Raw genomic sequence first — 19,745 nt, 5'->3', positions numbered from 1 at the left:
CGTGACGTGAGCGACGGCCTCCGCATGGGCAACGGACGTGCGGGTACCCGGAGTCGGCCGGAAGACCGGCACATCCGGGACCGCACAGGGAGGCGACACTCATGGGCCTCGGCGGATGCATCATCCTCATCGCCGTGGGAGCCATCCTCACGTTCGCGACCGACTGGCACATGAAGGGGGTCAACCTCGACCTGGTAGGCATCATCCTCATGATCGTCGGACTGATCGGCGTCAGCACCTTCAGCAGCATCGCCCGCCGCCGGCGCGTGGTGGTGCCACCCACGACGCCGGTGATCGACGAGGAACGGCCGCACCACCGGCGGGACGGCTACAGCGACGGTTACGGCGTCTGATCGTCCATCCCCGCCAGGACCAACGGGAGGCGGTCCGTCCCCTCGACGGAGAGGCGGACGGGCACGCCCCAGTCCTGCTGGTGGACGTGGCAGGCCGGGTACTCGTTCGCCGGGCCCGCGGCGGAGCCGCTGTCGGATGCTGTGTCGCAGGAGGCGGCCATCGCCGATATGTGCAGGACTCCCTCCTCGATCTCCGGGTTGAGCTCCAGGGTGCGGGACAGGTCCGTGTCCGCGCCCTCGCCGGCGAGCAGCAGCCCGGGCGGGGTCGAGGACACCAGCAGGCGGGTCGAGGGGCCGTAGCGGGTGTCGAGCTTCTGGCCGGCCGGGGCCTGGAAGATCACGTCCAACCGGAGCTTGCCGGGGGCGACTTCGGTGGCGGCGCGCTGCGTGCGATGCGCCACCGAGTCCACCTTCACGGCCTCTTCCGGCAGGCGCAGCCGGGTCAGACGGTGGCGGGCCGACTCGACGACCACGATGTCCTCGCCGACCAGGACGGCGTCGCTCGGCTCTCTCAAGTCCGTGGCCAGGGTGGTGACTTCGCCCGTCGCCGGGTCGTACCGGCGCAGGGCGTGGTTGTAGGTGTCGCTGACGGCCACCGAACCGTCCGGCAGTGCGGTGACGCCCAACGGGTGCTGGAGCAGGGCCTGTTCGGCGGAGCCGTCGCGGTGGCCGAAGTCGAACAGGCCCGTCCCGACGGCGGTGTGGACGACGCCGTCGAGGTCCACCCAGCGCAGGGCCGAGGTCTCGGAGTCGGCGAGCCAGAGCCGGTCGGCGGTGGCGGCGAGCCCGGAGGGCTGCGCGAACCAGGCCTCGGCGCCGGGACCGTCGACCAGGCCCTCGTTGGTGGTGCCGGCGGTGACGGCGACGGTCTTGTCCGCCGGGTCGCAGGCCCACAGCTGGTGGACGCCGGCCATGGCGATCCAGACCTTGTCGCCGAAGACCGCCACGTCCCACGGTGAGGAGAGGTCGATCTCACGGGCGGGCCCGGCCGTGGGCGAGCCCTGCCACCACTGCCTGCCCGTGCCCGCGAGGGTGGTGACCTCGCCGGTCGCGAGGTCGAGCCGCCGCAGGGCGTGGTTCACGGTGTCGGCCACGACCACCGAGCCCTCGTCGAGCAGGGCCAGGCCCTGCGGCTCGCTGAACGCGGCCGTGTCCGCCGTACCGTCCTCGAATCCGCGCGCACCGGCACCGATCCGCCGTACGACCGTCTCCCCGTCCGGCTCCAGCTCCACCAGCTGATGCCGGGTGGTGTCGCTGACCAGGAAGTTCCCGGACGGCAGGACGAGGGCCCTGCCCGGGAAGCGCAGGGTGGTCGGCTCCGGCTCCGGCGCCACATACGGGCCGTCGCCGCGCCGCAGCGTGCCCTTCGCCCCGTGCTCCGCCTCCAGCTCCGTCACCAGCCGCTCGATGGCGTGCACATGGCCTTCGCCGGCGTGCTGCGCGACGACGTACCCCTCGGGGTCGATCACCACGAGCGTGGGCCACGCGCGCACGGCGTACTGCTTCCAGGTCGCGAGCTCCGGGTCGTCCAGGACCGGGTGCTCCACGCCGTACCGCTCGACGGCGTCGGCCACGGCCGCGTGCTCCGCCTCGTGCACGAACTTGGGCGAGTGCACGCCGACGACCACGACCGTGTCCGAGTGCCTTCTCTCCAGCTCCCGCAGCTCGTCCAGGACATGCAGGCAGTTGATGCAGCAGAACGTCCAGAAGTCGAGCACGACGATGCGTCCTCGCAGGTCGGCGAGGGTGTACTGCTGGTCGCCCGTGTTCAGCCAGCCGCCCTTGCCCACCAGCTCGGGGGCGCGGACGCGGACGCGTCGGGGAGTGGAAGCGGTCATGGATCAAGAGTGCCACCCGCCACTGACAACCGCCCCGGCGCCCGCCCTCGGGCCCGCACCCGCCCCGATCCCGTGGGTCCCGTCAGCCCTGGCGGACCACATCGGTGCCGGGGCCGCCGGAGAGTGTGTCGCTGCCCGCGCCGCCGTACAGCTTGTCGTTCCCGCTGTTCCCGTACAGCCTGTCGTTGCCGCTGTTGCCGTACAGGACGTCGTCGCCCTTGCCGCCGTAGAGGCTGTCGTTGCCGGTTCCGCCGGTGATCGTGTCCTTGCCGTCGTCGCCGGACAGGTACTGGGCCCCGTTGCCGCCGTGCAGCGTGTCGTTGCCCTTGCCGCCCTGCACGATGTTGTCGCCGCCGCTCGCGGTGATCGTGTCGTTGCCGTCCTCGCCCCAGGCCAGGCCCTCCGCGCCCACGGTGATGGTGTCGTCACCCGCGCCGCCCGAGACGTAGGCGCCGTCGAGGCGGCCGGAGTCGGTCGCCCTGTCGTTGCCGGCGCCGAGCGAGATCTGGGCGTAGGTGTACACCTGGTCGGTGTTGTTGGTGTACGTGAGCGTGTCGTTGCCGTCGCCGAGGTCCGTGATCAGGCCGGGGTACGGGTCCTGGCTGTCCACGAAGGTGACCGTGCAGGAGACCTTCGTGTGGTCCGAGCCGACGGGGTGGGCACAGTCGTGGCCCGCGGTGATCGGGACGACGTCGTCGATCAGGTAGGTGATGCCCGTCCTGTCGGCGGTGAGCGAGGCGGTGACGGTGGCCTTGTTGGTCTGGCCGGCGGCGGCCTTGTAGGTGAGCTGCCAGTCGTACTGGTTGACGGCGGCGGTGGCCGGCGCCGTCGCGGCGCCGGCGGTACCGGCCAGGGCGAGCGGTACGGCCAGGGCCGTACCGAGGAGCAGCGTGGCCGCCGAGACGGCGCGTATCAACGGGCGGCGGGCGGGACGAGAGGGCATGGCGAAACCTCCGAGACGGATGTGCGGCGCTGTGCGCCTTGTTGCAAGATCCGACTCGGGTCCCGCCCGTTTGGTTGGTCAACTTCCTTGTGCGTACGTGAAGTTCAACTGCGGGACACCTCTTGGACCGGTGGATTCCGGTTGCGGGTCAGGCAAGGGCGTGGCCGGTCGTCGCGTCCACGTGGCCGGGCACCTCGTCGTGCCGGTCGCCGACCGTGAGGGTGCCGGTGGGCTCGAGGAGCAGGATCTCGGCGGGCACGGGCGCGTAGGGCTTGTGTTCGGTGCCGCGCGGGACGGTGAACACCGAGCCCTTGGGGAGGACGACCGTGCGTTCGCCGTCCGGTTCGCGCAGGGCGATGTGCAGCTCGCCCTCCAGGACCAGGAAGAACTCGTCGGTGTGGTCGTGGACGTGCCAGAGGTGCTCGCCCTCGACCTTCGCCACGCGTACGTCGTAGTCGTTGACGCTCGTGACGATGCGGGGGCTCCAGCGGTCGGTGAAGGAGGCGAGGGCCTGGGCGAGGGCGATGGGTTCGTTCGGCATGGCCTCATCGTGCGGGGTGTCGGACACGCCGTACGAGTGCTAGGAATCGCATATGCCGCAAGGATCCTCTCAGCAATGCCGCCCGCACCGGGTCGCGGTGATCGTCGACGAAGGCACCAACCCCTTCGAGGTCGGGGTGGCGACGGAACTGTTCGGGCTGCCGCGGCCCGAACTCGGGCTGCCCGGGCCGCTGTACGAGGTGACGCTGTGCACGCCGACGCCCGAAGTGCGCATGAACCACGGCTTCTTCACGCTGACCGGGGTGCCGGGGCTGGACGCCGTGGACGATGCGGACACCCTCGTCGTGCCCGGCCGGCCCGACAACGTCGTCCCGCGCGGTGCCGCCGTACTGGACGCGATTCGCCGCACGCACGCGCGTGGCGCCCGCGTACTGAGCTTCTGCACCGGCAGCTTCGCCCTCGCCGAGGCCGGTCTGCTCGACGGGCGGCGGGCCACCACGCACTGGCGCTGGGCGGACCTCTTCCGCCGGCTGCACCCCGAGGTCCTGCTGGAGCCGGACGTGCTGTTCGTCGACGAGGGCGACCTGCTCACGGCGTCCGGCAGCGCGGCCGCGCTCGACCTCGGGCTGCACATCTGGCGCCGGGACCACGGGGCGGAGCTCGCCAACGCCGTCTCCCGGCGGCTGGTCTTCGCCTCCCACCGGGACGGCGGGCAGCGGCAGTTCGTGGAGCGGCCACTGCCCGAAGTGCCGGACGAGTCGCTGGGGCCGTTGCTGGCCTGGGCGCAGGAGCGGCTGGGGGAGCCGCTGACGGTGGCCGACCTGGCGGCCCGCGCGGCCGTCTCCCCCGCCACGCTCCACCGGCGCTTCCGGGTGCAGCTCGGCACGACTCCGCTGGCCTGGCTGACGGGGGAGCGGGTGGCGCTCGCCTGCCGGCTCATCGAGCGGGGGGAGGAACGGCTGGACGTGGTGGCGGCACGGTGCGGCCTCGGGACCGCGGCCAACCTACGCGCGCGCTTGCGGCGCGAGACGGGTCTCAGTCCGTCGGCCTACCGGCGGCGTTTCGGCCCGTGAGGGCACGGGTCGCGCGCCGAGCACGCGCGCGTACCCGGTCGGGCCTCACCGCTTCTTCCCTCCGTCGGCGTACCCCGCTGCGTCCCGGCCCGCTCCGCGGGGAAGCCGTAACGGCATGAGATTCCTCGTACGCGACCGGCTCCTCGGCTTCGGTGACGACTACTGGATCGAGGACGAGCACGGCAACAAGGCGTTCCTCGTCGACGGCAAGGCCATCCGCCTTCGGGACACCTTCGAGCTGAAGGACACCCAAGGGCGCGTCCTGATCGACATCCACCAGAAGATGTTCGCCCTGCGCGACACCATGGTGATCGAACGGGACGGCGACACCCTCGCCCGCATCAAGCGCAAACGCCTGTCCCTGCTGCGCAACCACTACCGGGTGTCCCTGGTCGACGGCACCGAACTCGACGTCAGCGGCAAGATCCTCGACCGCGAGTTCGCCGTCGAGTACGACGGCGAACTCCTCGCCGTGATCTCCCGCCGCCGGCTGCACGTCCGGGAGACCTACGGCGTCGACGTCGTGCGCGAGGACGCTGATCCGGCGCTGCTGATCGCGGTGGCGGTATGCGTGATCCACCTGGCGGAGAAGGAGCGGGAGGAGGACTGACCCGCTCCTTTTCGGCACGCCGGGTTCAGCGGCGCGGGGGCTCCAGGCCCAGCATCCTGTCCTTCAGCGCCGGGAACAGCTCACGCGTCGACGTGACCCTCGCCGGGTCGAACTCCACGGTGAGGATCTCCTCGTCCCCGCCCGCCTCCGCGAGCACCTCGCCCCAGGGATCCACCACGATCGAGTGACCCGCCTGCGGAACTCCCGCATGCGTCCCGGCCGTTCCACAGGCAAGCACGAACGCCTGGTTCTCGACCGCCCGCGCCTGGGCCAGCAGCGTCCAGTGCGCCCGGCGGCGCTCCGGCCAGCCCGCCGGAATCACCAGCGTCTCGGCACCGGCGTCGACGAGACCGCGGAAGAGTTCGGGGAATCGGAGGTCGTAGCAGGTGGCCACGCCGAGGATCGTGTCGGGCAGCGGGACCGTCACCAGTTCCCGCCCCGCACCCATCAGCACGGCCTCGCCCTTGTCGAACCCGAAGCGGTGGATCTTGCGATACGCCGCGACCAGATCACCCGAAGGAGAGAAGACGAGAGACGTGTTGTAGAGCGGACCGTCGGGGTCCCGTTCGGGGATCGAGCCCGCGTGCAGCCATACGCCCGCGTCACTGGCGGCCTTCGCCATCACCTCGTACGTCGGCCCCTCGAGCGGCTCGGCCTCACTCCCGAACTCCTGGTACGCGAAGGCGCCGGTGGTCCACAGCTCCGGCAGCACGACGAGATCGACCCCGCCCTGCTCCCGCACCAGCGAAGCCACCCGCCGCCGACGCGATTCGACCGATTCGCCCTCGTCTACGGCGATCTGGATGAGAGAGGCGCGCACGCTACCACCGTCCTGGCATTCGAGTCGTCCATACGGCCTACGATCGTCACACGAAAGCACTGCCGGGGTGCCTCACAGCAGCGTAACTTAGCGTCTCAAGACACCCGCCGAGTGCAGCCACCTCCCGCTGGCAACGCTGCCACCAACCGCCCGAGTACCGACCGCCGAGGGGTCCCGTTCCGTGAGTCTGCATCCCACCCTCCAGCCCTACGCCGACGCCTGGACCCATTCCATCGAAGCGATATCCGAGCTGGTGGGGCCGCTGGTGGAGGGAGAGTGGAACCGGCGCACCCCGTGCCCCGGCTGGTCGGTCCGGGACATCGTCTCCCATGTCATCGGCCTGGACTGCGAGATGCTCGGCGACCCGCGCCCCATCCACACCCTGCCGCGCGACCTCTACCACGTCACCAACGACAACCAGCGCTATATGGAGATGCAGGTCGACGTCCGCCGCCACCACACGGCGCCGGAGATGACCTCCGAGCTGGAGTACGTGATCATCCGCCGCAACCGCCAGCTGCGGAACGAGTCGCGGGACCCGGGCACCAAGGTGCGCGCCCCGCTCGGCACCGAGCTCACCCTCGAAGAGTCCATGCGCGGCCATGCGTTCAACGTGTGGGTGCACGAGCAGGATCTGCGCGCCGCCCTCGGGCGCCCCGGCAACCTCGACTCCCCCGGCGCGCACATCGCCCGTGACGTGCTGCTCGGCGCGCTCCCGGAGGTCGTCGCCGACAAGGCGGACGCGCCGCGCAGTTCGGCGATCGTCTTCGACGTGCACGGCCCGATCGAGTTCCTGCGCACCATCCGCGTCGACATCCAGGGCCGCGGCACCCTCGAAACCGCCCCTGCCCTCGGTCCCGCCGCCACCTTCACCCTCGACTGGGAGACGTTCGTGCGCCTGGCCTGCGGCCGGGTGACACCGGACGCGGCGGCGGACCGGGTGAAGGCGGAGGGCGATCCGGAGCTCACGGCGGGGATCCTGCGGAACTTCGCGGTGACGTCGTAGGGCGTCGGTCGGCTCAGTGGTCCTCGGTCACCGAGGTCGCGACCCCGTTCGCGATCACGACCTTGGCCGAGACGCCCTTCTTCGCGGCGGCCTCCAGCTGGTCGAGCGTGCAGGTGGACACCGAGTTCGGGCTGCCGCAGATGGTGCCCGCGCCCTTCACCACGGTGTCGTCGGCGACGTAGAACGCCTGCTCGACGCCCTTCATGTCGGAGACGGTGAACTTGCCCGGTGCGAGGTAGGAGACGTTGCCGAGCCAGGTCCCGTTGACGCCCTTCGAGCCGGAGCCACCGTTCCCGGTGCCGTGGCGCTCGCGGACGACGGTGGCGACGCCCTTGCTGATCGTCACGTCGGCGGTGACGGCGGCCTTCCTGGTCGCCGTCTCCAGCTGGTCGAGAGTGCAGCGCGAGCTGCCGCAGATGGTGCCGGCGCCGTAGACCGCGGTGTCGTCGGCGACGAAGAACGCCTGGTCGGTCTTGCCGGGCACGGACACGATGTACTTGCCGGGGGCGAGGTAACTGACCTTGCCGCCGGCGAAGGTGCCGTTGACGCCCTGCTTGGAGCTCGCCGCGTTCTGCGCGGCCGTACCGGAACCCTGCTTGCCCGAAGAGCCGGACGACTTGGAGTGCTTGGACGTCTTCGAGGTCGACCCGTGCTGGGAGCCGGTGCTGCTCTTGGAGCCGCTGCTCGAGGAGCTGCTGTTCGTGGAGCCGTTCTGACACGCCGTCATCAGCAGGCCGGCGGTGACCGCAGCGGTGACGACGACGGCCTTGCGCAGGTGGCGGTTCAACACGGATGTCCCTTCGGAGGCGGGTACTGCGTTCGATCACTATGAGGTCCCGAAGACCCCGCAGGTCACGCCCGTCCTCGCTTCACGACACCGCTGTCACACGCCTATGACACAGCAACACCTGTGCTGTGAAGGCCGGTTGGAGTGAACCGCCCCGTCTCACGCCGGCACGTGCACCGTCTCCACCCGGCTCGCCACCAGCCGCTCCCGCTCCCGCCGGGCGACCCGTCCGCGCAGCCGCAGGATCTGGCTGATGCCGAGTGCCTGCAGCACGAACACCGCGGAGAACGCGACGCTGTAGTTGTCGCCCGTCGCGTCCAGCAGCACGCCGATCAGGAACAGCGTGGTCATCGACGCGACGAAGCCGCCCATGTTGGTGATGCCGGACGCCGTGCCCTGCCGCTCCGGCGGGTTGGCCGGGCGGGCGAAGTCGAAGCCGATCATCGACGCCGGGCCGCAGGCACCGAGCACCGTGCACAGCACGACCAGCAGCCACATCGGCGCGTGCTCGCCGGGGTAGGCCAGCGTCACCGCCCACATCAGCGCAGTCGCGCCCACCGTGCCGAGCGCCAGCGGCAGCCGGGCCGCGTGGTGCCGGGCGACGATCTGGCCGTAGACGAGACCCACGACCATGTTCGAGAGGACGACCAGCGTCAGCAGCTCCCCCGCCGTGGCCCTGGACAGGCCCTGGGCCTGGACCAGGAACGGCAGGCCCCACAGCAGCAGGAACACCATCGCCGGGAACTGGGTGGTGAAGTGCACCCACAGCCCGAGCCGGGTCCCCGGCTCACGCCAGGAGGCCGCGATCTGCCGCCGGACGTAGGCGGCGCCCTGGTGCGGGAAGGGCTCCGGCTCGTGGCCCTCGGGGTGGTCCTTGAGGAACAGCAGCATCAGTACGAGGACCACGACACCCGCGAGCGCGCTGCCCGCGAACGCCGCCGTCCAGCCGACGCCGTGCAGCAGCCGGGCCAGCACCAGCGTGGAGACCAGGTTGCCCGCCATCCCGACGAGGCCCGCGAGTTGTGCGACCAGCGGCCCTCGGCGCGCCGGGAACCAGCGGGTGCCGAGCCGCAGCACGCTGATGAACGTCATCGCGTCACCGCAGCCCAGCAGCGCGCGGGAGGCGAGGGCCGTGCCGTACGAGGGCGAGAAGGCGAAGCCGAGCTGACCCGCCGTGAACAGCACGACGCCGATGGTCAGGACCTTCTTGGTGCCGAGGCTGTCGACCAGCAGGCCGACGGGTATCTGCATTCCGGCGTACACCAGCAGTTGCAGGATCGAGAAGGTCGACAGCGCCGAGGCGTTCACATGGAAGCGGTCGGCCGCGTCGAGGCCGGCGACGCCCAGGGACGTACGGAAGATGACGGCGACGAAGTAGACCGAGACGCCGATTCCCCAGACCGCCATCGCGCGCCGGCCGCCGGGCGGGTCACCCGGCAGAGTGGTGCTGCTCATCGGACCTCACCCCGGGCGAGGTGGGAGAACCAGCCGACGTGCCGGTTGACGACCCCGACCGCGGCCTCGGCGTCCCCCGAGCGCAACGCCTCCAGGATCTCCTCGTGCTCGACGAGGGTCTTGGCGATCCGGTCGGGATGGGAGTGCAGGACGGCGACGCCCATGCGCAGCTGCCGGTCGCGGAGTTGGTCGTAGAGGCGGGAGAGGATCTCATTGCCGCCGCTGCGGACGATCTCGGCGTGGAAGCAGCGGTCCGTGACGGCGGCCCCGGCGAGGTCCCCGGCGGCGGCCTGCTGCTTCTGCTTGGCCAGCAGCTCCTCGAGCCGCTCGATGAGCCCGGCCGGAGCGGGTACGGCCTTGCGCGCCGCGTGCTCCTCGACCAGCAGCCGGGTCTCCACGACGTCGGCGATCTCCTGGGCGGAGACCGGCAGTACGAGCGCGCCCTTCTTCGGGTAGAGCTTGATCAGCCCCTCCACCTCGAGCCGCAGCAGCGCCTCGCGCACCGGCGTGCGCGACACCCCGACGGCATCGGCGAGCTCGCCCTCGGTGAGGAGGGTCCCACCCTCGTAACGGCGCTCCAGGACGCCCTGCTTGACGTGGGCGTAGACACGGTCGGCGGCCGGTGGTTGCTTGACGGACAGGGTCCCCGGGGTGGTCATGCGAACAGCATAGATACAACACGTACGCATGAGGGAGCGGGTCCAGGATCCGGACGGTTTGCTGTCCAACGGCTGTCCAATCGGAACCCGCCTCAGCAACCACACAACCATCTGTGCTAGTTACGTGTCACACACGTGCGGCCCCACTTTCTTCCCCCTCCATTCCGGCCGCACATCTGGGGCATTCAACGTATTCGGGGTATTTGAGTTGACAACCGCCACCAAGGGCTTCCGTGTCCGCAGAGCCGCAGCCGTCGCCATCACGACCGGCGCAGTGCTCGCCACCGGAGCTCTCACCGCGGCTCCGGCGCAGGCCGTCACGACGCCCACCATCACCGCCAAGGGCGGATTCCTGATGAACAGCGCCACCGGCAAGACCCTCTTCACCAAGGCCGCCGACACGAAGCGGCTCACCGCCTCCACCACGAAGGTCATGACCGCCAAGGTCGTGCTCTCGCAGTCGAACCTGAACCTGGACGCCAAGGTCACGATCAAGAAGGCGTACAGCGACTACATCGTCTCCAAGGGCGCCTCGTCGGCCCACCTGATCGTCGGTGACAAGGTCACCGTCCGTCAGCTGCTGTACGGGATGATGCTGCCGTCCGGCTGCGACGCCGCGATGGCTCTCGCGGACAAGTTCGGTTCCGGCACCACCGTCTCGGCTCGCACCAAGAACTTCATCGGCAAGATGAACACGATGGCCAAGAGCCTCGGCATGACGAACACGCACTTCGACTCGTTCGACGGCATCAGCAACGGCTCCAACTACTCGACGCCGCGCGACCTGACGAAGGTCGCCCGCAGCGTGATGAAGAGCTCCACGTTCAAGACCGTCGTGAAGACCAAGTCCTACACGGCGAAGACGATCACGAGCTCCGGTTCCACGCGCACGATGGGGACGTGGAGCAACACCAACACCCTGCTCGGCTGGAACGGCACGCTCGGCATCAAGACCGGCTCGGGCACCGACGCCAAGTACTGCCTCGTCTTCGCCGCCACGCTGAACGGCGAGTCGGTCATGGGCGCCGTCATGACCGCCCCCTCCGCGACCGACCGCACGTCGGACGTGAAGAAGCTCATCAACTACGGCTACGCCAAGATCAGCTGACGCCGGTCGACACACATGGCTGAAGGGGCCCGCCGCCCACCCGCGGCCGGCCCCTTCGTCATGCCAAGAGGCAACGGCCGGAACCGTCTTCCGCACCCCTGGCGCCACCCGCACCATGGCGACCTCCCCGATCTCCTTGCGCCCCGCCACCCTCGACGACCTGGACACCGTGACGGACATCCACACCGGGCCCGCGCCGCCTACTACCGGGCCGGCGGGCGCCCGGCGGACGCGGAGCTGACCTCTCCCGAGGCGCGTGCGGACCGGCGGCAGGCGTGGCTGCGGGCGATCGAGCGCGACGACCGGACGGTGCGGTACGCGAGGGCGCGGTGGCGGGCGTGCTGTCGATGGGCCCGCCGTACGAGGACGACGTCGATCCCGCGAAGACCGGCCAGCTGTACCAGATCCATGTCCGGCCGGGCAGTTGGGGCGAGGGCATCGGCAGCCTGCTGCACGAGGCCTTCGTCCGCTTCCTCCGCGAGAGGCCGCTGACCGAGGGCGTGCTGGAGGCGTGGCAGCGCAACAGCCGGGCCCAGGCCTTCTACGCCCGCCACGGATGGCGGCGGGACGGCCACAGCCGCCCGGGCCCGGGCGAGGCCGAATACGTGTGTCTGCGGCTGGAGTTGGACCACTAGAGTCGCCCGGGTGACGCTGGAAGCCTCCTACCTCACCGCCGTCCGGGAGTCGTACGACACCGTCGCCGCCGACTATGCCGAGCAGGTCAAGCGACCGACGCAACTGGACCCGCTGTCCCGCGCATTGCTGGCCACGTTCGCGGAGTCCGTACGGGAGGGCGGGGGCGGCCCGCTCGGTGGCGTCCCGCCGAGTGGTGTAGCGACGATCGTGATGGAGTCGCAGGCCACGAGCCGAATTCCGCGATCACCGATCCCGCTCGCCTGACGGGGTGTCAGGTGATGGCGCCGTCGACGTGATGCTGCCGATCCTTGGCCAGGTCGCCCCACGGGCCCGCCGGGGGTAGCCGTTCCGAGCTGACGAGGAGTCAGGCAGCTACCAGCGCCGGGCGGGAGGCTGCGTGCGCGACCTGCCCCTTCGCCACGATCGCTGCTACACCACTCGGCGGGGCACCATCGCCCGCTCGCAGACCTGGGCTGCGGACCGGGCCATGTGACGGCCCACCTGGCCGGGTTCGGGCTGTCCGTCCTCGGCGTCGACGTGTCACCGCGGATGGTGGAGCAGGCCCGGCGGGCCCATCCCGGGCTGACCTTCCGGGTGGGCTCGATGACCGCACTGGACATCGAGGACGGCACCCTCGGCGGCGTCCTCGCCTACTACTCCACCCACCACACCCCACCGGAGCTACTGCCCCGCATCTACGCCGAGTTCCGCCGGACGCTCGCACCCGGCGGCCGCCTGATGCTGGCCGGCCATGTCGGAGACGGCGAGCGGCTGCGGCCTGCGCAGGCCTACGGCGGCCATCCGGTGTCGTACGAGTCGTATCTGCAACCGGCGGACCGGCTGGCCGAGTTGCTGGGTGAGGCCGGGCTCGAGGTCACCGCGCGGGTGGTGCAGGAGCCCGAGGCGGGGAGGAAGTGGCCGATCGCCACGCTGCTGGCGCGGAGGCCCGCGTCCGGGGTCGGCGGGAAGTGACCCGGCGGCCCCCGCACGCAACCGGGGGGCCGCCTCTCGGATCACGCCTGGCCGATCAGCCGTTCGAAGGCGCTCACGCCCAGGTGATCAACCGCTTCGGCTGTTCCAGGATCGCCGCCACGTCGGCCAGGACCTTGGAGCCCAACTCCCCGTCCACCAGCCGGTGGTCGAAGGACAGGGCCAGTGTCGTCACCTGGCGGGGCTTCACCTTGCCCTTGTGCACCCACGGCTGGAGCTTGATCGCACCGATCGCGAGGATCGCAGACTCGCCGGGGTTGAGGATCGGCGTGCCCGTGTCGACGCCGAAGACGCCGACGTTGGTGATCGTCACCGTGCCGCCCTGCATGGCCGCGGGAGACGTCTTGCCCTCTCGCGCCGTGGACACCAACTCACCCAGGGACTCGGCCAGTTGCGGCAGCGTCTTGGTGTGCGCGTCCTTGATGTTCGGCACGATCAGCCCGCGCGGGGTGGCCGCCGCGATGCCCAGGTTCACGTAGTGCTTGAGCACGATCTCCTGGGCCGCCTCGTCCCAGGACGCGTTGACGTCCGGGTTGCGCTTGATCGCGACCAGCAGCGCCTTGGCGACCAGCAGCAGGGGGTTCACCCGCAGGCCCTGCAGCTCCTTGTCCTGCTTGAGCTCCTCGACCAGCTTCATCGTGCGGGTCACGTCCACCGTCACGAACTCGGTGACATGCGGCGCCGTGAACGCCGAACCGACCATCGCCGCCGCCGTGGCCTTGCGCACGCCCTTGACGGGGATACGGGTCTCGCGCGCCGTGTCGTACGTGGCCGGCGCGGCGGCCGGAACCGCAGCCGGGGCCACGGGCACCGGCTCGGGAGCCACGGGTGCCGTGGGCGCGACCGCCGCGTGGACGTCCTCGCGCGTGATGATGCCGTCCGGGCCGGACGGAACCACCGTCGCCAGATCCACGCCCAGGTCCTTGGCCAGCTTGCGCACCGGCGGCTTGGCCAGCGGGCGGGGCTTCTCGACCGCGGCAGCCGGGGCGGTCGTCCCGTGTCCGTTCAGCTCCTTCTGGACCGCCGCGGACGCCTGGGAGACCACGACCTCCGGGCCCTTGCGCGGGCGGCGCTTGGTGGAGGACGCCGCCACGCCGTAGCCGACCAGCACCGGCTGGCGGCCCGAGCCCTCGGGCTTCTTCTCCTCGGGAGCCTCGGCGGCCGCGGGAACCTCGGCCGGTGCCTCGGCGGGAGCCGCGGTACCGCCCGACACGTCCACCGCGATGATCGGCGTGCCCACGTCGACCGTGGTGCCCTCGGGGAAATGCAGATCGCGGACGACACCGTCGTAGGGGATGGGCAGCTCCACGGCCGCCTTCGCCGTCTCGACCTCGCACACCACCTGGCCGTCGGTGACCGTGTCGCCGGGCTGGACGTACCACTTGAGGATCTCGGCCTCGGTGAGCCCCTCACCGACGTCCGGCATCTTGAACTCGCGTACGGACGCTTCCGTCATCGTCGTCACGACCCTCTCCTCAGTACGCCAGGGCGCGGTCGACGGCATCGAGTACCCGGTCCAGGCCCGGCAGGTACTCCTCCTCAAGGCGGGCCGGCGGATACGGGGCGTGGTAGCCGCCGACCCTGAGGACCGGGGCCTCCAGGTGGTAGAAGCAGCGCTCCGTGATCCGGGCGGCGATCTCCCCGCCCGAGCCGAAGAACACCGGCGCCTCGTGGACCACGACCAGGCGGCGCGTCTTCTCCACCGACGCCTGGATGGAGTCGAAGTCGAGCGGGGACACCGAGCGCAGGTCCAGGACCTCCAGGGACTTGCCCTCCTCGGCGGCCGCGGCGGCGACCTCCTGGCAGAGCTTCACCATCGGGCCGTACGCGACCAGCGTCAGGTCGGTGCCCTCGCGGACCACCTGCGCCTTGTGCAGCGGGCCGGGGATGGCCTCGGTGTTGACCTCGGCCTTGTCCCAGTAGCGCCGCTTCGGCTCGAAGAAGATCACCGGGTCGTCGCTCTGGATGGCCTGCTGCATCATCCAGTACGCGTCCGACGCGTTGGAGGGGCTGACCACCTTCAGGCCCGACACGTGCGCGAAGAGCGCCTCGGGGGACTCCGAGTGGTGCTCCACCGCGCCGATGCCGCCGCCGTAGGGGATGCGGACGACGACCGGGAGCTTGACCTTGCCCAGCGAGCGCGCGTGCATCTTCGCGAGCTGCGTGACGATCTGGTCGTAGGCCGGGAAGACGAAACCGTCGAACTGGATCTCCACCACCGGCCGGTAGCCGCGCAGCGCCAGACCGATGGCCGTACCGACAATGCCGGACTCGGCGAGCGGGGTGTCGATGACCCGGCTCTCGCCGAAGTCCTTCTGCAGTCCGTCCGTCACCCGGAACACGCCGCCGAGCTTGCCGACGTCCTCGCCCATGACGAGGACCTTGGGGTCGGACTCAAGGGCGTGGCGCAGCGACTCGTTGATCGCCTTGGCGAGAGCCATCTTCTCGGCCATCTCAGTGACCCCCCTCATCCGCGAACGACGCCTGGTAGGCGGCGAACTGGGCTCGCTCCTCGTCGACGAGCGCATGCCCGTCCGCGTACACGTTCTCGAAGATGGCGAAGTGGTCCGGGTCCGGCATGGCGCGGACCGCCTCGCGCACTCGTTTGCCCAACGCCTCGCTCTCGGCCTCGAGTTCCGCGAAGAATCCCTCGTCCGCGTGGTTTGAGGCCTCCAGGTACCGGCGAAGGCGCAGGATCGGGTCCTTCGCCTCCCAGGCCAGCCGCTCCTCGTCGCCCCGGTAGCGGGTGGGGTCGTCGGAGGTGGTGTGGGCGCCCATGCGGTACGTGTACGCCTCGACGAGCGTCGGTCCCTCGCCGCTGCGGGCGCGCTCCAGGGCCCACTTCGTCACCGCGAGACAGGCCAGCACGTCGTTGCCGTCGACGCGGACGCCCGGGAAGCCGTAGCCCTGCGCGCGCTGGTAGAGCGGGACGCGGGTCTGCTTCTCGGTCGGCTCGGAGATCGCCCACTGGTTGTTCTGGCAGAAGAAGACGACCGGGGCGTTGTAGACCGCGGAGAAGGTGAAGGACTCGGCGACGTCGCCCTGGCTGCTCGCGCCGTCGCCGAAGTAGGCGATCACCGCGCTGTCCGCGCCGTCCTTGGCGATGCCCATCGCGTAGCCGGTGGCGTGCAGCGTCTGGGAGCCGATGACGATCGTGTAGAGGTGGAAGTTGTTGCTGTTGGGGTCCCAGCCGCCGTTGTTCACGCCGCGGAACATGCCGAGCAGGTTGGTCGGGTCGACCCCGCGGCACCAGGCGACGCCGTGCTCGCGGTAGGTCGGAAAGACGTAGTCGTCCTCGCGGGTGGCCCGGCCCGAGCCGATCTGGGCGGCCTCCTGGCCGAGCAGCGAGGCCCACAGGCCCAGCTCGCCCTGGCGCTGCAGCGAGGTGGCCTCGGCGTCGAAGCGGCGCGTGAGCACCATGTCGCGGTACAGACCGCGGAGATCGTCAGGGGTGATGCCGGCGACGTACTTGTCGTACTCGGCGTTCTTCAGGCGCTCGCCCTCGGGCGTCAGCAGCTGTACGAGCGCGGGGTCGGTGCCCGGCTCGTTTCTTGCGGTCGTGCGCTTGCCGGCCGTGCTCTTGGTTCCGGCGCTGCGTCGCGGTTTGCGCGCGGCAGTGCTCTCCACGGTCACGTGTGCTCCTCCGTCGGTCCGGCATCCCGGGTTCGCCGGGTGCCAGTGCGGCTCACCTGCACCCCTACGGACGCACAGGGTGGGTGCGGCTCGGTCGGGACAGGCGTGACAGGTGCCCCGGCGAGCGCCCTGCAATAGGCACGTTACCCAGTGCTCCACATTTCTGTGAAACCCCTCCTGACCTGCGATTTTGCTTGGATTTCCAAGTAAATCGCGAAAGTCGGGAACATCTCCTGGTCACAGCCTTGCAGGGGGCCGGAACAACGGCACGTTATCCCGGTGACCCAGGTCACGGGAAGAGTCCACCTCGGGCGGGTCCGTCCGCCCTGGGTGAAGGCGAGGCCGGCACGGGGGCCGACGCGATGGGTACGGATTCCGGCCACCCGGCCCGACGTCGCAGTGCGCCACTTCCGGCACATGCCGTGACCGAAAGCGACTGCCGACGACTGCCTGTGACAACGCCCAGCTCACCGGCCCGGCTTGTGCCCTAGCATCTGGCGCGTGCCGCGCTCCTCCGTACCACCCCTCGTGCCTCACGCGCCCCCGCTGGGCGCCCTGCTGCGCCAGTACACCGCCGGTTGTGCCGTCACCTGCGAGCCCGTCGAGCAGGGCCTGCTCAACCGTGGCTACCGCCTGTCCACCACCCGAGGCCGCTACTTCCTCAAGCACCACTTCGACCCCGAGACCGCCGACCCGGCCGCGATCGCCCGCCAGCACCGCGCCACCCAGCGCCTGGCCGACCTGGGCGTCCCGGTCGCGCCGCCGCTGGCCGGCCGGGACGGGCGCACGGTCGCCGTGGTCGGCGGGCATGCGTACGCACTGCACCCGTGGGTCGACGGACGGCACCGCCACGGCGGGCAGCTCACCACCGGGCAGTGCGAGCGGCTCGGGGCGCTCCTGGGCGTCGTACACGCGAGTCTGGAGCGTGTGATGCCGCCGCACACGCGGGCGCGCGCAACACCCGCGGCGCCCGCCGTCAGCGCCGATCCCGCCGACACCTTCACCCTCATCGACGACCTGCTCGGCCGGGTACGCCGTCACCGCCCCGCCGACTCCTTCGACGAACTGGCCCGCCACCGCCTCCTGGAGCGGCGCGCGCTCCTGGAGCAGCACGCCGACAGGCGTCCCGCGCAAGGGGGTTCGGTGGGCTGGGTGCACGGGGACTTCCACCCGTTCAACCTGCTCTACAAAGGGGACGCGCCCGCCGCCATCGTCGACTGGGACCGGCTCGGCCTGCGCCCCCGCGCCGAGGAGGCCGTCCGCGCCGCCGCGATCTTCTTCGTACGGCCCGTCGGCGCGCTCGACCTGCCGAAGGTACGGGCGTACGCGCGCGCGTACCGGCGCACGGCCGGCGCCTCGCCCTCCCAACTCGCCGCGGCCGTGCACCGCGTGTGGTGGGAGCGCCTCAACGACTTCTGGATGCTGCGCTGGCACTACGAACGCGGCGACACCCGCGCGGACCCGCAGTTCCCGGCGGCCTCGGCGCTGGCGGTGTGGTGGACGCGGGAGTACGACGCGGTGTGCGAGGCGTTCGCGGAGTGACGCGGGGCGGCGCAAACAGCAACGCGCGCGTGGGCCGCAATAGGCGCCACGCGCGCGTGGAGGCTGTCTCGCCGTCCGGTCAGCCGGTCAGGCCACCGTCCGCGGGGTCCGTTCCGCCTCCGCCCGTCGGGTCCGTCGGCGGGTCCGTGGGCTCCGTCGGCTCGGCGGTCGTCGGCGCGGCCGTCGTCGGCTTGGCCGTCGTCGGCTGGCTCGTGGGCTCGCTGCTCTCGGTCGGGGACGGCGTGTACGACGGCGTGGCCGACGGGGTGTAGTCCCCGGACCCGCCGCTCGTCGAGCCGTCGTCCGTGGACGTGTCCGTCGTCTCGTCGGTCGGCTCGTCGCTCGGTGTCGCGGAGGACGTGTCGTCCTTCGTGGACTTCGTCGAGGTCGGCGACTGCGAGGTGCCCGTACCGCCGCCGCCCCCACCGGTGTTGTGCAGCGCCAGCGCGACACCGGCCGCGATGGCGATCACCGCGAGGACGGCGAGGATCCACAGCTTGCCGCGGCCGCTGCCCCGGTTGCCGTGCCCCTCGAAGCCGCTGTCGTCGCCGTTGCCGTAACCGGCGGGCAGGATCGGCTGCGGGATCTGCGTCGTACCGGAGGAGTCACCGGGGTGCGGCAGCACCTGCGTGCCCGCGAAACCGGCGGCCGGGGTGTGCCGGCCCTCGTGCATGTCGACCGGGCCGGTGTTCCAGGTGCCGGTGTGGCCGCCCTGGTCGTACAGCATCTGCAGCCCGTACTGGACCAGCCCGCGCATCTCCTCGGCGGTCTGGAAGCGGTCGTCCGGCTCCTTGGCGAGGGAGCGCATGACGAGGCCGTCGAGCTCCGGCGGGGCCTCGCCGGACGAGATCTGCGACGGCGGGACCGGGATGTCCTGGACGTGCTGGTAGACCACCGACAGCGGGGTCTCGCCGACGAACGGGGGCCGCAGCGCGAGGAGTTCGTAGAGCAGGCAGCCCGTCGCGTACAGGTCGGAGCGGTGGTCGACGGCCTTGCCGAGGGCCTGCTCCGGGGAGAGGTACTGCGGCGTGCCCATGACCATGCCGGTCTGCGTCATCGTCGACTGCGCGCCGTGCAGGGCACGCGCGATGCCGAAGTCCATCACCTTCACCGCACCGGTGTGCGTGATGATGACGTTCGCCGGCTTGATGTCGCGGTGCACGATGCCGTGCTGGTGCGAGTAGGCGAGCGCCTCCAGGACGCCGGAGACGATGATCAGGGCCTGCTCGGGGCCCGGCGCCTCGGCGTTGATCAACAGGTCGCGGATCGTGCGGCCTTCGACGATCTCCATGACGATGTACGGCACGGACTGACCGCCCACGAAGTCCTCGCCGGAGTCGTACACGGCGACGATCGCGTGGTGGTTGAGACCGGCCACCGACTGGGCCTCGCGCGTGAAGCGGGCCTTGGAGACCGGGTCCTCGGCGAGGTCGGCACGGAGCAGCTTGACCGCGACGGTGCGCCCGAGGCGCACGTCCTCGGCGGCGAACACCTCTGCCATGCCGCCCCGGCCGAGTCTGCGGGTCAGCCGGTACCGGCCGTCCCCGACTAGCCCGCCGTTACCCCACATTTCCGGCGCATCTGACATACCGCCGCCAGTCGCCTCGGGGTCGGACGGGCCCTGAGCGCGCTGCTGCTGTGCCATCAGTCCTCGCCGTCGTTTCTGCCCGCGGTACGCGCGGTGTTGTTACGGTCTCCGTCGGCCACGCTACAGCCTCAACGCAAGCCGCCGGTCCGAGAAGGGGGCCGGAACCGGCACAGGACGGACCGGCCATCAAACCGTCATCTTGT

General features: G+C 70.8%; 18 protein-coding genes and 2 pseudogenes. 9 read left to right on the top strand and 11 right to left on the bottom strand.

The window, feature by feature from the left end; all coding sequences use genetic code 11:
• Window positions 1-101 precede the first annotated feature (101 nt).
• On the top strand, window positions 102-353 hold the full coding sequence (locus tag ABZ880_RS28770) for a DUF6458 family protein (RefSeq protein ID WP_361268213.1): 252 nt from the start codon (window positions 102-104) through the stop codon (window positions 351-353).
• Here the strand turns inward: ABZ880_RS28770 and ABZ880_RS28765 are convergent.
• The 3 genes from ABZ880_RS28765 to ABZ880_RS28755 all read right to left on the bottom strand — a co-directional run bounded on the left by ABZ880_RS28765 (window position 341) and on the right by ABZ880_RS28755 (window position 3,675).
• Window positions 341-2,191: a thioredoxin-like domain-containing protein gene (locus ABZ880_RS28765; RefSeq protein ID WP_361268210.1), complete on the bottom strand. Its 1,851-nt coding sequence runs from the start codon at window positions 2,189-2,191 to the stop codon at window positions 341-343. The genes ABZ880_RS28770 and ABZ880_RS28765 overlap by 13 nt on opposite strands.
• Window positions 2,192-2,273: 82 nt before the next feature.
• Window positions 2,274-3,134, bottom strand: a complete 861-nt coding sequence (locus ABZ880_RS28760; protein ID WP_361268207.1) for a calcium-binding protein — start codon at window positions 3,132-3,134, stop codon at window positions 2,274-2,276.
• Between the two features lie 148 nt (window positions 3,135-3,282).
• Window positions 3,283-3,675: a cupin domain-containing protein gene (locus ABZ880_RS28755; protein WP_361268205.1), complete on the bottom strand. Its 393-nt coding sequence runs from the start codon at window positions 3,673-3,675 to the stop codon at window positions 3,283-3,285.
• A 52-nt stretch (window positions 3,676-3,727) separates the two neighbouring features.
• Here ABZ880_RS28755 and ABZ880_RS28750 point away from each other — a divergent pair, with 52 nt between their 5' ends.
• Both ABZ880_RS28750 and ABZ880_RS28745 read left to right on the top strand, forming a co-directional pair.
• Window positions 3,728-4,708 (top strand): helix-turn-helix domain-containing protein, encoded by a 981-nt coding sequence (locus ABZ880_RS28750; RefSeq protein WP_361268202.1) that lies wholly within the window; start codon window positions 3,728-3,730, stop codon window positions 4,706-4,708.
• A gap of 115 nt (window positions 4,709-4,823) precedes the next feature.
• Complete coding sequence (locus ABZ880_RS28745; protein ID WP_361268200.1) at window positions 4,824-5,318, top strand: LURP-one-related family protein; 495 nt, start codon at window positions 4,824-4,826, stop codon at window positions 5,316-5,318.
• Window positions 5,319-5,343: 25 nt separating this feature from the next.
• Here ABZ880_RS28745 and ABZ880_RS28740 read toward each other — a convergent pair whose 3' ends face one another.
• Complete coding sequence (locus tag ABZ880_RS28740) at window positions 5,344-6,138, bottom strand: carbon-nitrogen family hydrolase (protein ID WP_361268197.1); 795 nt, start codon at window positions 6,136-6,138, stop codon at window positions 5,344-5,346.
• 181 nt (window positions 6,139-6,319) lie between these two features.
• Between ABZ880_RS28740 and ABZ880_RS28735 the strand changes: the two genes are divergently transcribed.
• Window positions 6,320-7,144: a maleylpyruvate isomerase family mycothiol-dependent enzyme gene (locus ABZ880_RS28735; protein WP_361268195.1), complete on the top strand. Its 825-nt coding sequence runs from the start codon at window positions 6,320-6,322 to the stop codon at window positions 7,142-7,144.
• 13 nt (window positions 7,145-7,157) lie between these two features.
• On the opposite strand, the gene ABZ880_RS28730 is transcribed toward ABZ880_RS28735, so the two are convergent.
• From ABZ880_RS28730 to ABZ880_RS28720, 3 genes are all read right to left on the bottom strand, one after another.
• On the bottom strand, window positions 7,158-7,934 hold the full coding sequence (locus ABZ880_RS28730) for a hypothetical protein (RefSeq protein WP_361268192.1): 777 nt from the start codon (window positions 7,932-7,934) through the stop codon (window positions 7,158-7,160).
• A gap of 156 nt (window positions 7,935-8,090) precedes the next feature.
• Window positions 8,091-9,386 (bottom strand): MFS transporter, encoded by a 1,296-nt coding sequence (locus tag ABZ880_RS28725; RefSeq protein WP_361268189.1) that lies wholly within the window; start codon window positions 9,384-9,386, stop codon window positions 8,091-8,093.
• Window positions 9,383-10,045, bottom strand: a complete 663-nt coding sequence (locus ABZ880_RS28720) for a GntR family transcriptional regulator (protein WP_361268187.1) — start codon at window positions 10,043-10,045, stop codon at window positions 9,383-9,385. Before ABZ880_RS28720 ends, ABZ880_RS28725 begins: the two co-directional genes overlap by 4 nt.
• Window positions 10,046-10,253: 208 nt before the next feature.
• On the opposite strand from ABZ880_RS28720, the gene ABZ880_RS28715 reads away from it, so the two are divergent.
• From ABZ880_RS28715 to ABZ880_RS28700, 4 genes and pseudogenes are all read left to right on the top strand, one after another.
• Complete coding sequence (locus tag ABZ880_RS28715) at window positions 10,254-11,153, top strand: serine hydrolase (RefSeq protein ID WP_361268184.1); 900 nt, start codon at window positions 10,254-10,256, stop codon at window positions 11,151-11,153.
• 275 nt (window positions 11,154-11,428) lie between these two features.
• Complete coding sequence (locus tag ABZ880_RS28710; RefSeq protein ID WP_361268181.1) at window positions 11,429-11,788, top strand: GNAT family N-acetyltransferase; 360 nt, start codon at window positions 11,429-11,431, stop codon at window positions 11,786-11,788.
• A gap of 10 nt (window positions 11,789-11,798) precedes the next feature.
• A pseudogene (locus ABZ880_RS28705) lies at window positions 11,799-11,942 on the top strand (SAM-dependent methyltransferase); the annotation flags it as partial.
• A gap of 303 nt (window positions 11,943-12,245) precedes the next feature.
• Window positions 12,246-12,761, top strand: a pseudogene (locus ABZ880_RS28700) (class I SAM-dependent methyltransferase); the annotation flags it as partial.
• Window positions 12,762-12,834: 73 nt separating this feature from the next.
• Here ABZ880_RS28700 and ABZ880_RS28695 read toward each other — a convergent pair.
• The 3 genes from ABZ880_RS28695 to pdhA are packed head-to-tail and all read right to left on the bottom strand — an operon-like array spanning window position 12,835 to window position 16,412.
• The gene (locus tag ABZ880_RS28695) at window positions 12,835-14,244 is read right to left on the bottom strand and encodes a dihydrolipoamide acetyltransferase family protein (protein WP_361268178.1); all 1,410 of its coding nucleotides are present in this window, start codon (window positions 14,242-14,244) and stop codon (window positions 12,835-12,837) included.
• Between the two features lie 10 nt (window positions 14,245-14,254).
• Window positions 14,255-15,232: an alpha-ketoacid dehydrogenase subunit beta gene (locus ABZ880_RS28690; protein ID WP_361268175.1), complete on the bottom strand. Its 978-nt coding sequence runs from the start codon at window positions 15,230-15,232 to the stop codon at window positions 14,255-14,257.
• Window position 15,233: 1 nt separating this feature from the next.
• Window positions 15,234-16,412 carry a pyruvate dehydrogenase (acetyl-transferring) E1 component subunit alpha gene (pdhA, locus tag ABZ880_RS28685; protein WP_361268172.1) on the bottom strand — a complete coding sequence of 393 codons (1,179 nt, stop codon included), beginning with the start codon at window positions 16,410-16,412 and terminating at the stop codon, window positions 15,234-15,236.
• A gap of 528 nt (window positions 16,413-16,940) precedes the next feature.
• Between pdhA and ABZ880_RS28680 the strand changes: the two genes are divergently transcribed.
• Window positions 16,941-17,954 carry a phosphotransferase gene (locus tag ABZ880_RS28680; RefSeq protein WP_361268420.1) on the top strand — a complete coding sequence of 338 codons (1,014 nt, stop codon included), beginning with the start codon at window positions 16,941-16,943 and terminating at the stop codon, window positions 17,952-17,954.
• Between the two features lie 79 nt (window positions 17,955-18,033).
• Here ABZ880_RS28680 and ABZ880_RS28675 read toward each other — a convergent pair whose 3' ends face one another.
• A complete protein-coding gene (locus ABZ880_RS28675) occupies window positions 18,034-19,599 on the bottom strand; it encodes a protein kinase (RefSeq protein ID WP_361268170.1) in 1,566 nt (521 codons plus the stop codon).
• Window positions 19,600-19,745 lie beyond the last annotated feature (146 nt).

The sequence above is a fragment of the Streptomyces sp. NPDC047043 genome (assembly GCF_040644055.1).
GTDB lineage: Bacteria > Actinomycetota > Actinomycetes > Streptomycetales > Streptomycetaceae > Streptomyces.
This window is presented reverse-complemented; position numbering and strand designations above follow the sequence as displayed.

What these genes read in the sequence shown, in the direction of transcription:
- ABZ880_RS28770 (WP_361268213.1), top strand. Translation starts at nt 102, where the DNA reads ATGGGCCTCGGCGGATGCATCATCCTCATCGCCGTGGGAGCCATCCTC.
- ABZ880_RS28765 (WP_361268210.1), bottom strand. Translation starts at nt 2,191, where the DNA reads ATGACCGCTTCCACTCCCCGACGCGTCCGCGTCCGCGCCCCCGAGCTG.
- ABZ880_RS28760 (WP_361268207.1), bottom strand. Translation starts at nt 3,134, where the DNA reads ATGCCCTCTCGTCCCGCCCGCCGCCCGTTGATACGCGCCGTCTCGGCG.
- ABZ880_RS28755 (WP_361268205.1), bottom strand. Translation starts at nt 3,675, where the DNA reads ATGCCGAACGAACCCATCGCCCTCGCCCAGGCCCTCGCCTCCTTCACC.
- ABZ880_RS28750 (WP_361268202.1), top strand. Translation starts at nt 3,728, where the DNA reads ATGCCGCAAGGATCCTCTCAGCAATGCCGCCCGCACCGGGTCGCGGTG.
- ABZ880_RS28745 (WP_361268200.1), top strand. Translation starts at nt 4,824, where the DNA reads ATGAGATTCCTCGTACGCGACCGGCTCCTCGGCTTCGGTGACGACTAC.
- ABZ880_RS28725 (WP_361268189.1), bottom strand. Translation starts at nt 9,386, where the DNA reads ATGAGCAGCACCACTCTGCCGGGTGACCCGCCCGGCGGCCGGCGCGCG.
- ABZ880_RS28720 (WP_361268187.1), bottom strand. Translation starts at nt 10,045, where the DNA reads ATGACCACCCCGGGGACCCTGTCCGTCAAGCAACCACCGGCCGCCGAC.
- ABZ880_RS28690 (WP_361268175.1), bottom strand. Translation starts at nt 15,232, where the DNA reads ATGGCCGAGAAGATGGCTCTCGCCAAGGCGATCAACGAGTCGCTGCGC.
- ABZ880_RS28675 (WP_361268170.1), bottom strand. Translation starts at nt 19,599, where the DNA reads ATGGCACAGCAGCAGCGCGCTCAGGGCCCGTCCGACCCCGAGGCGACT.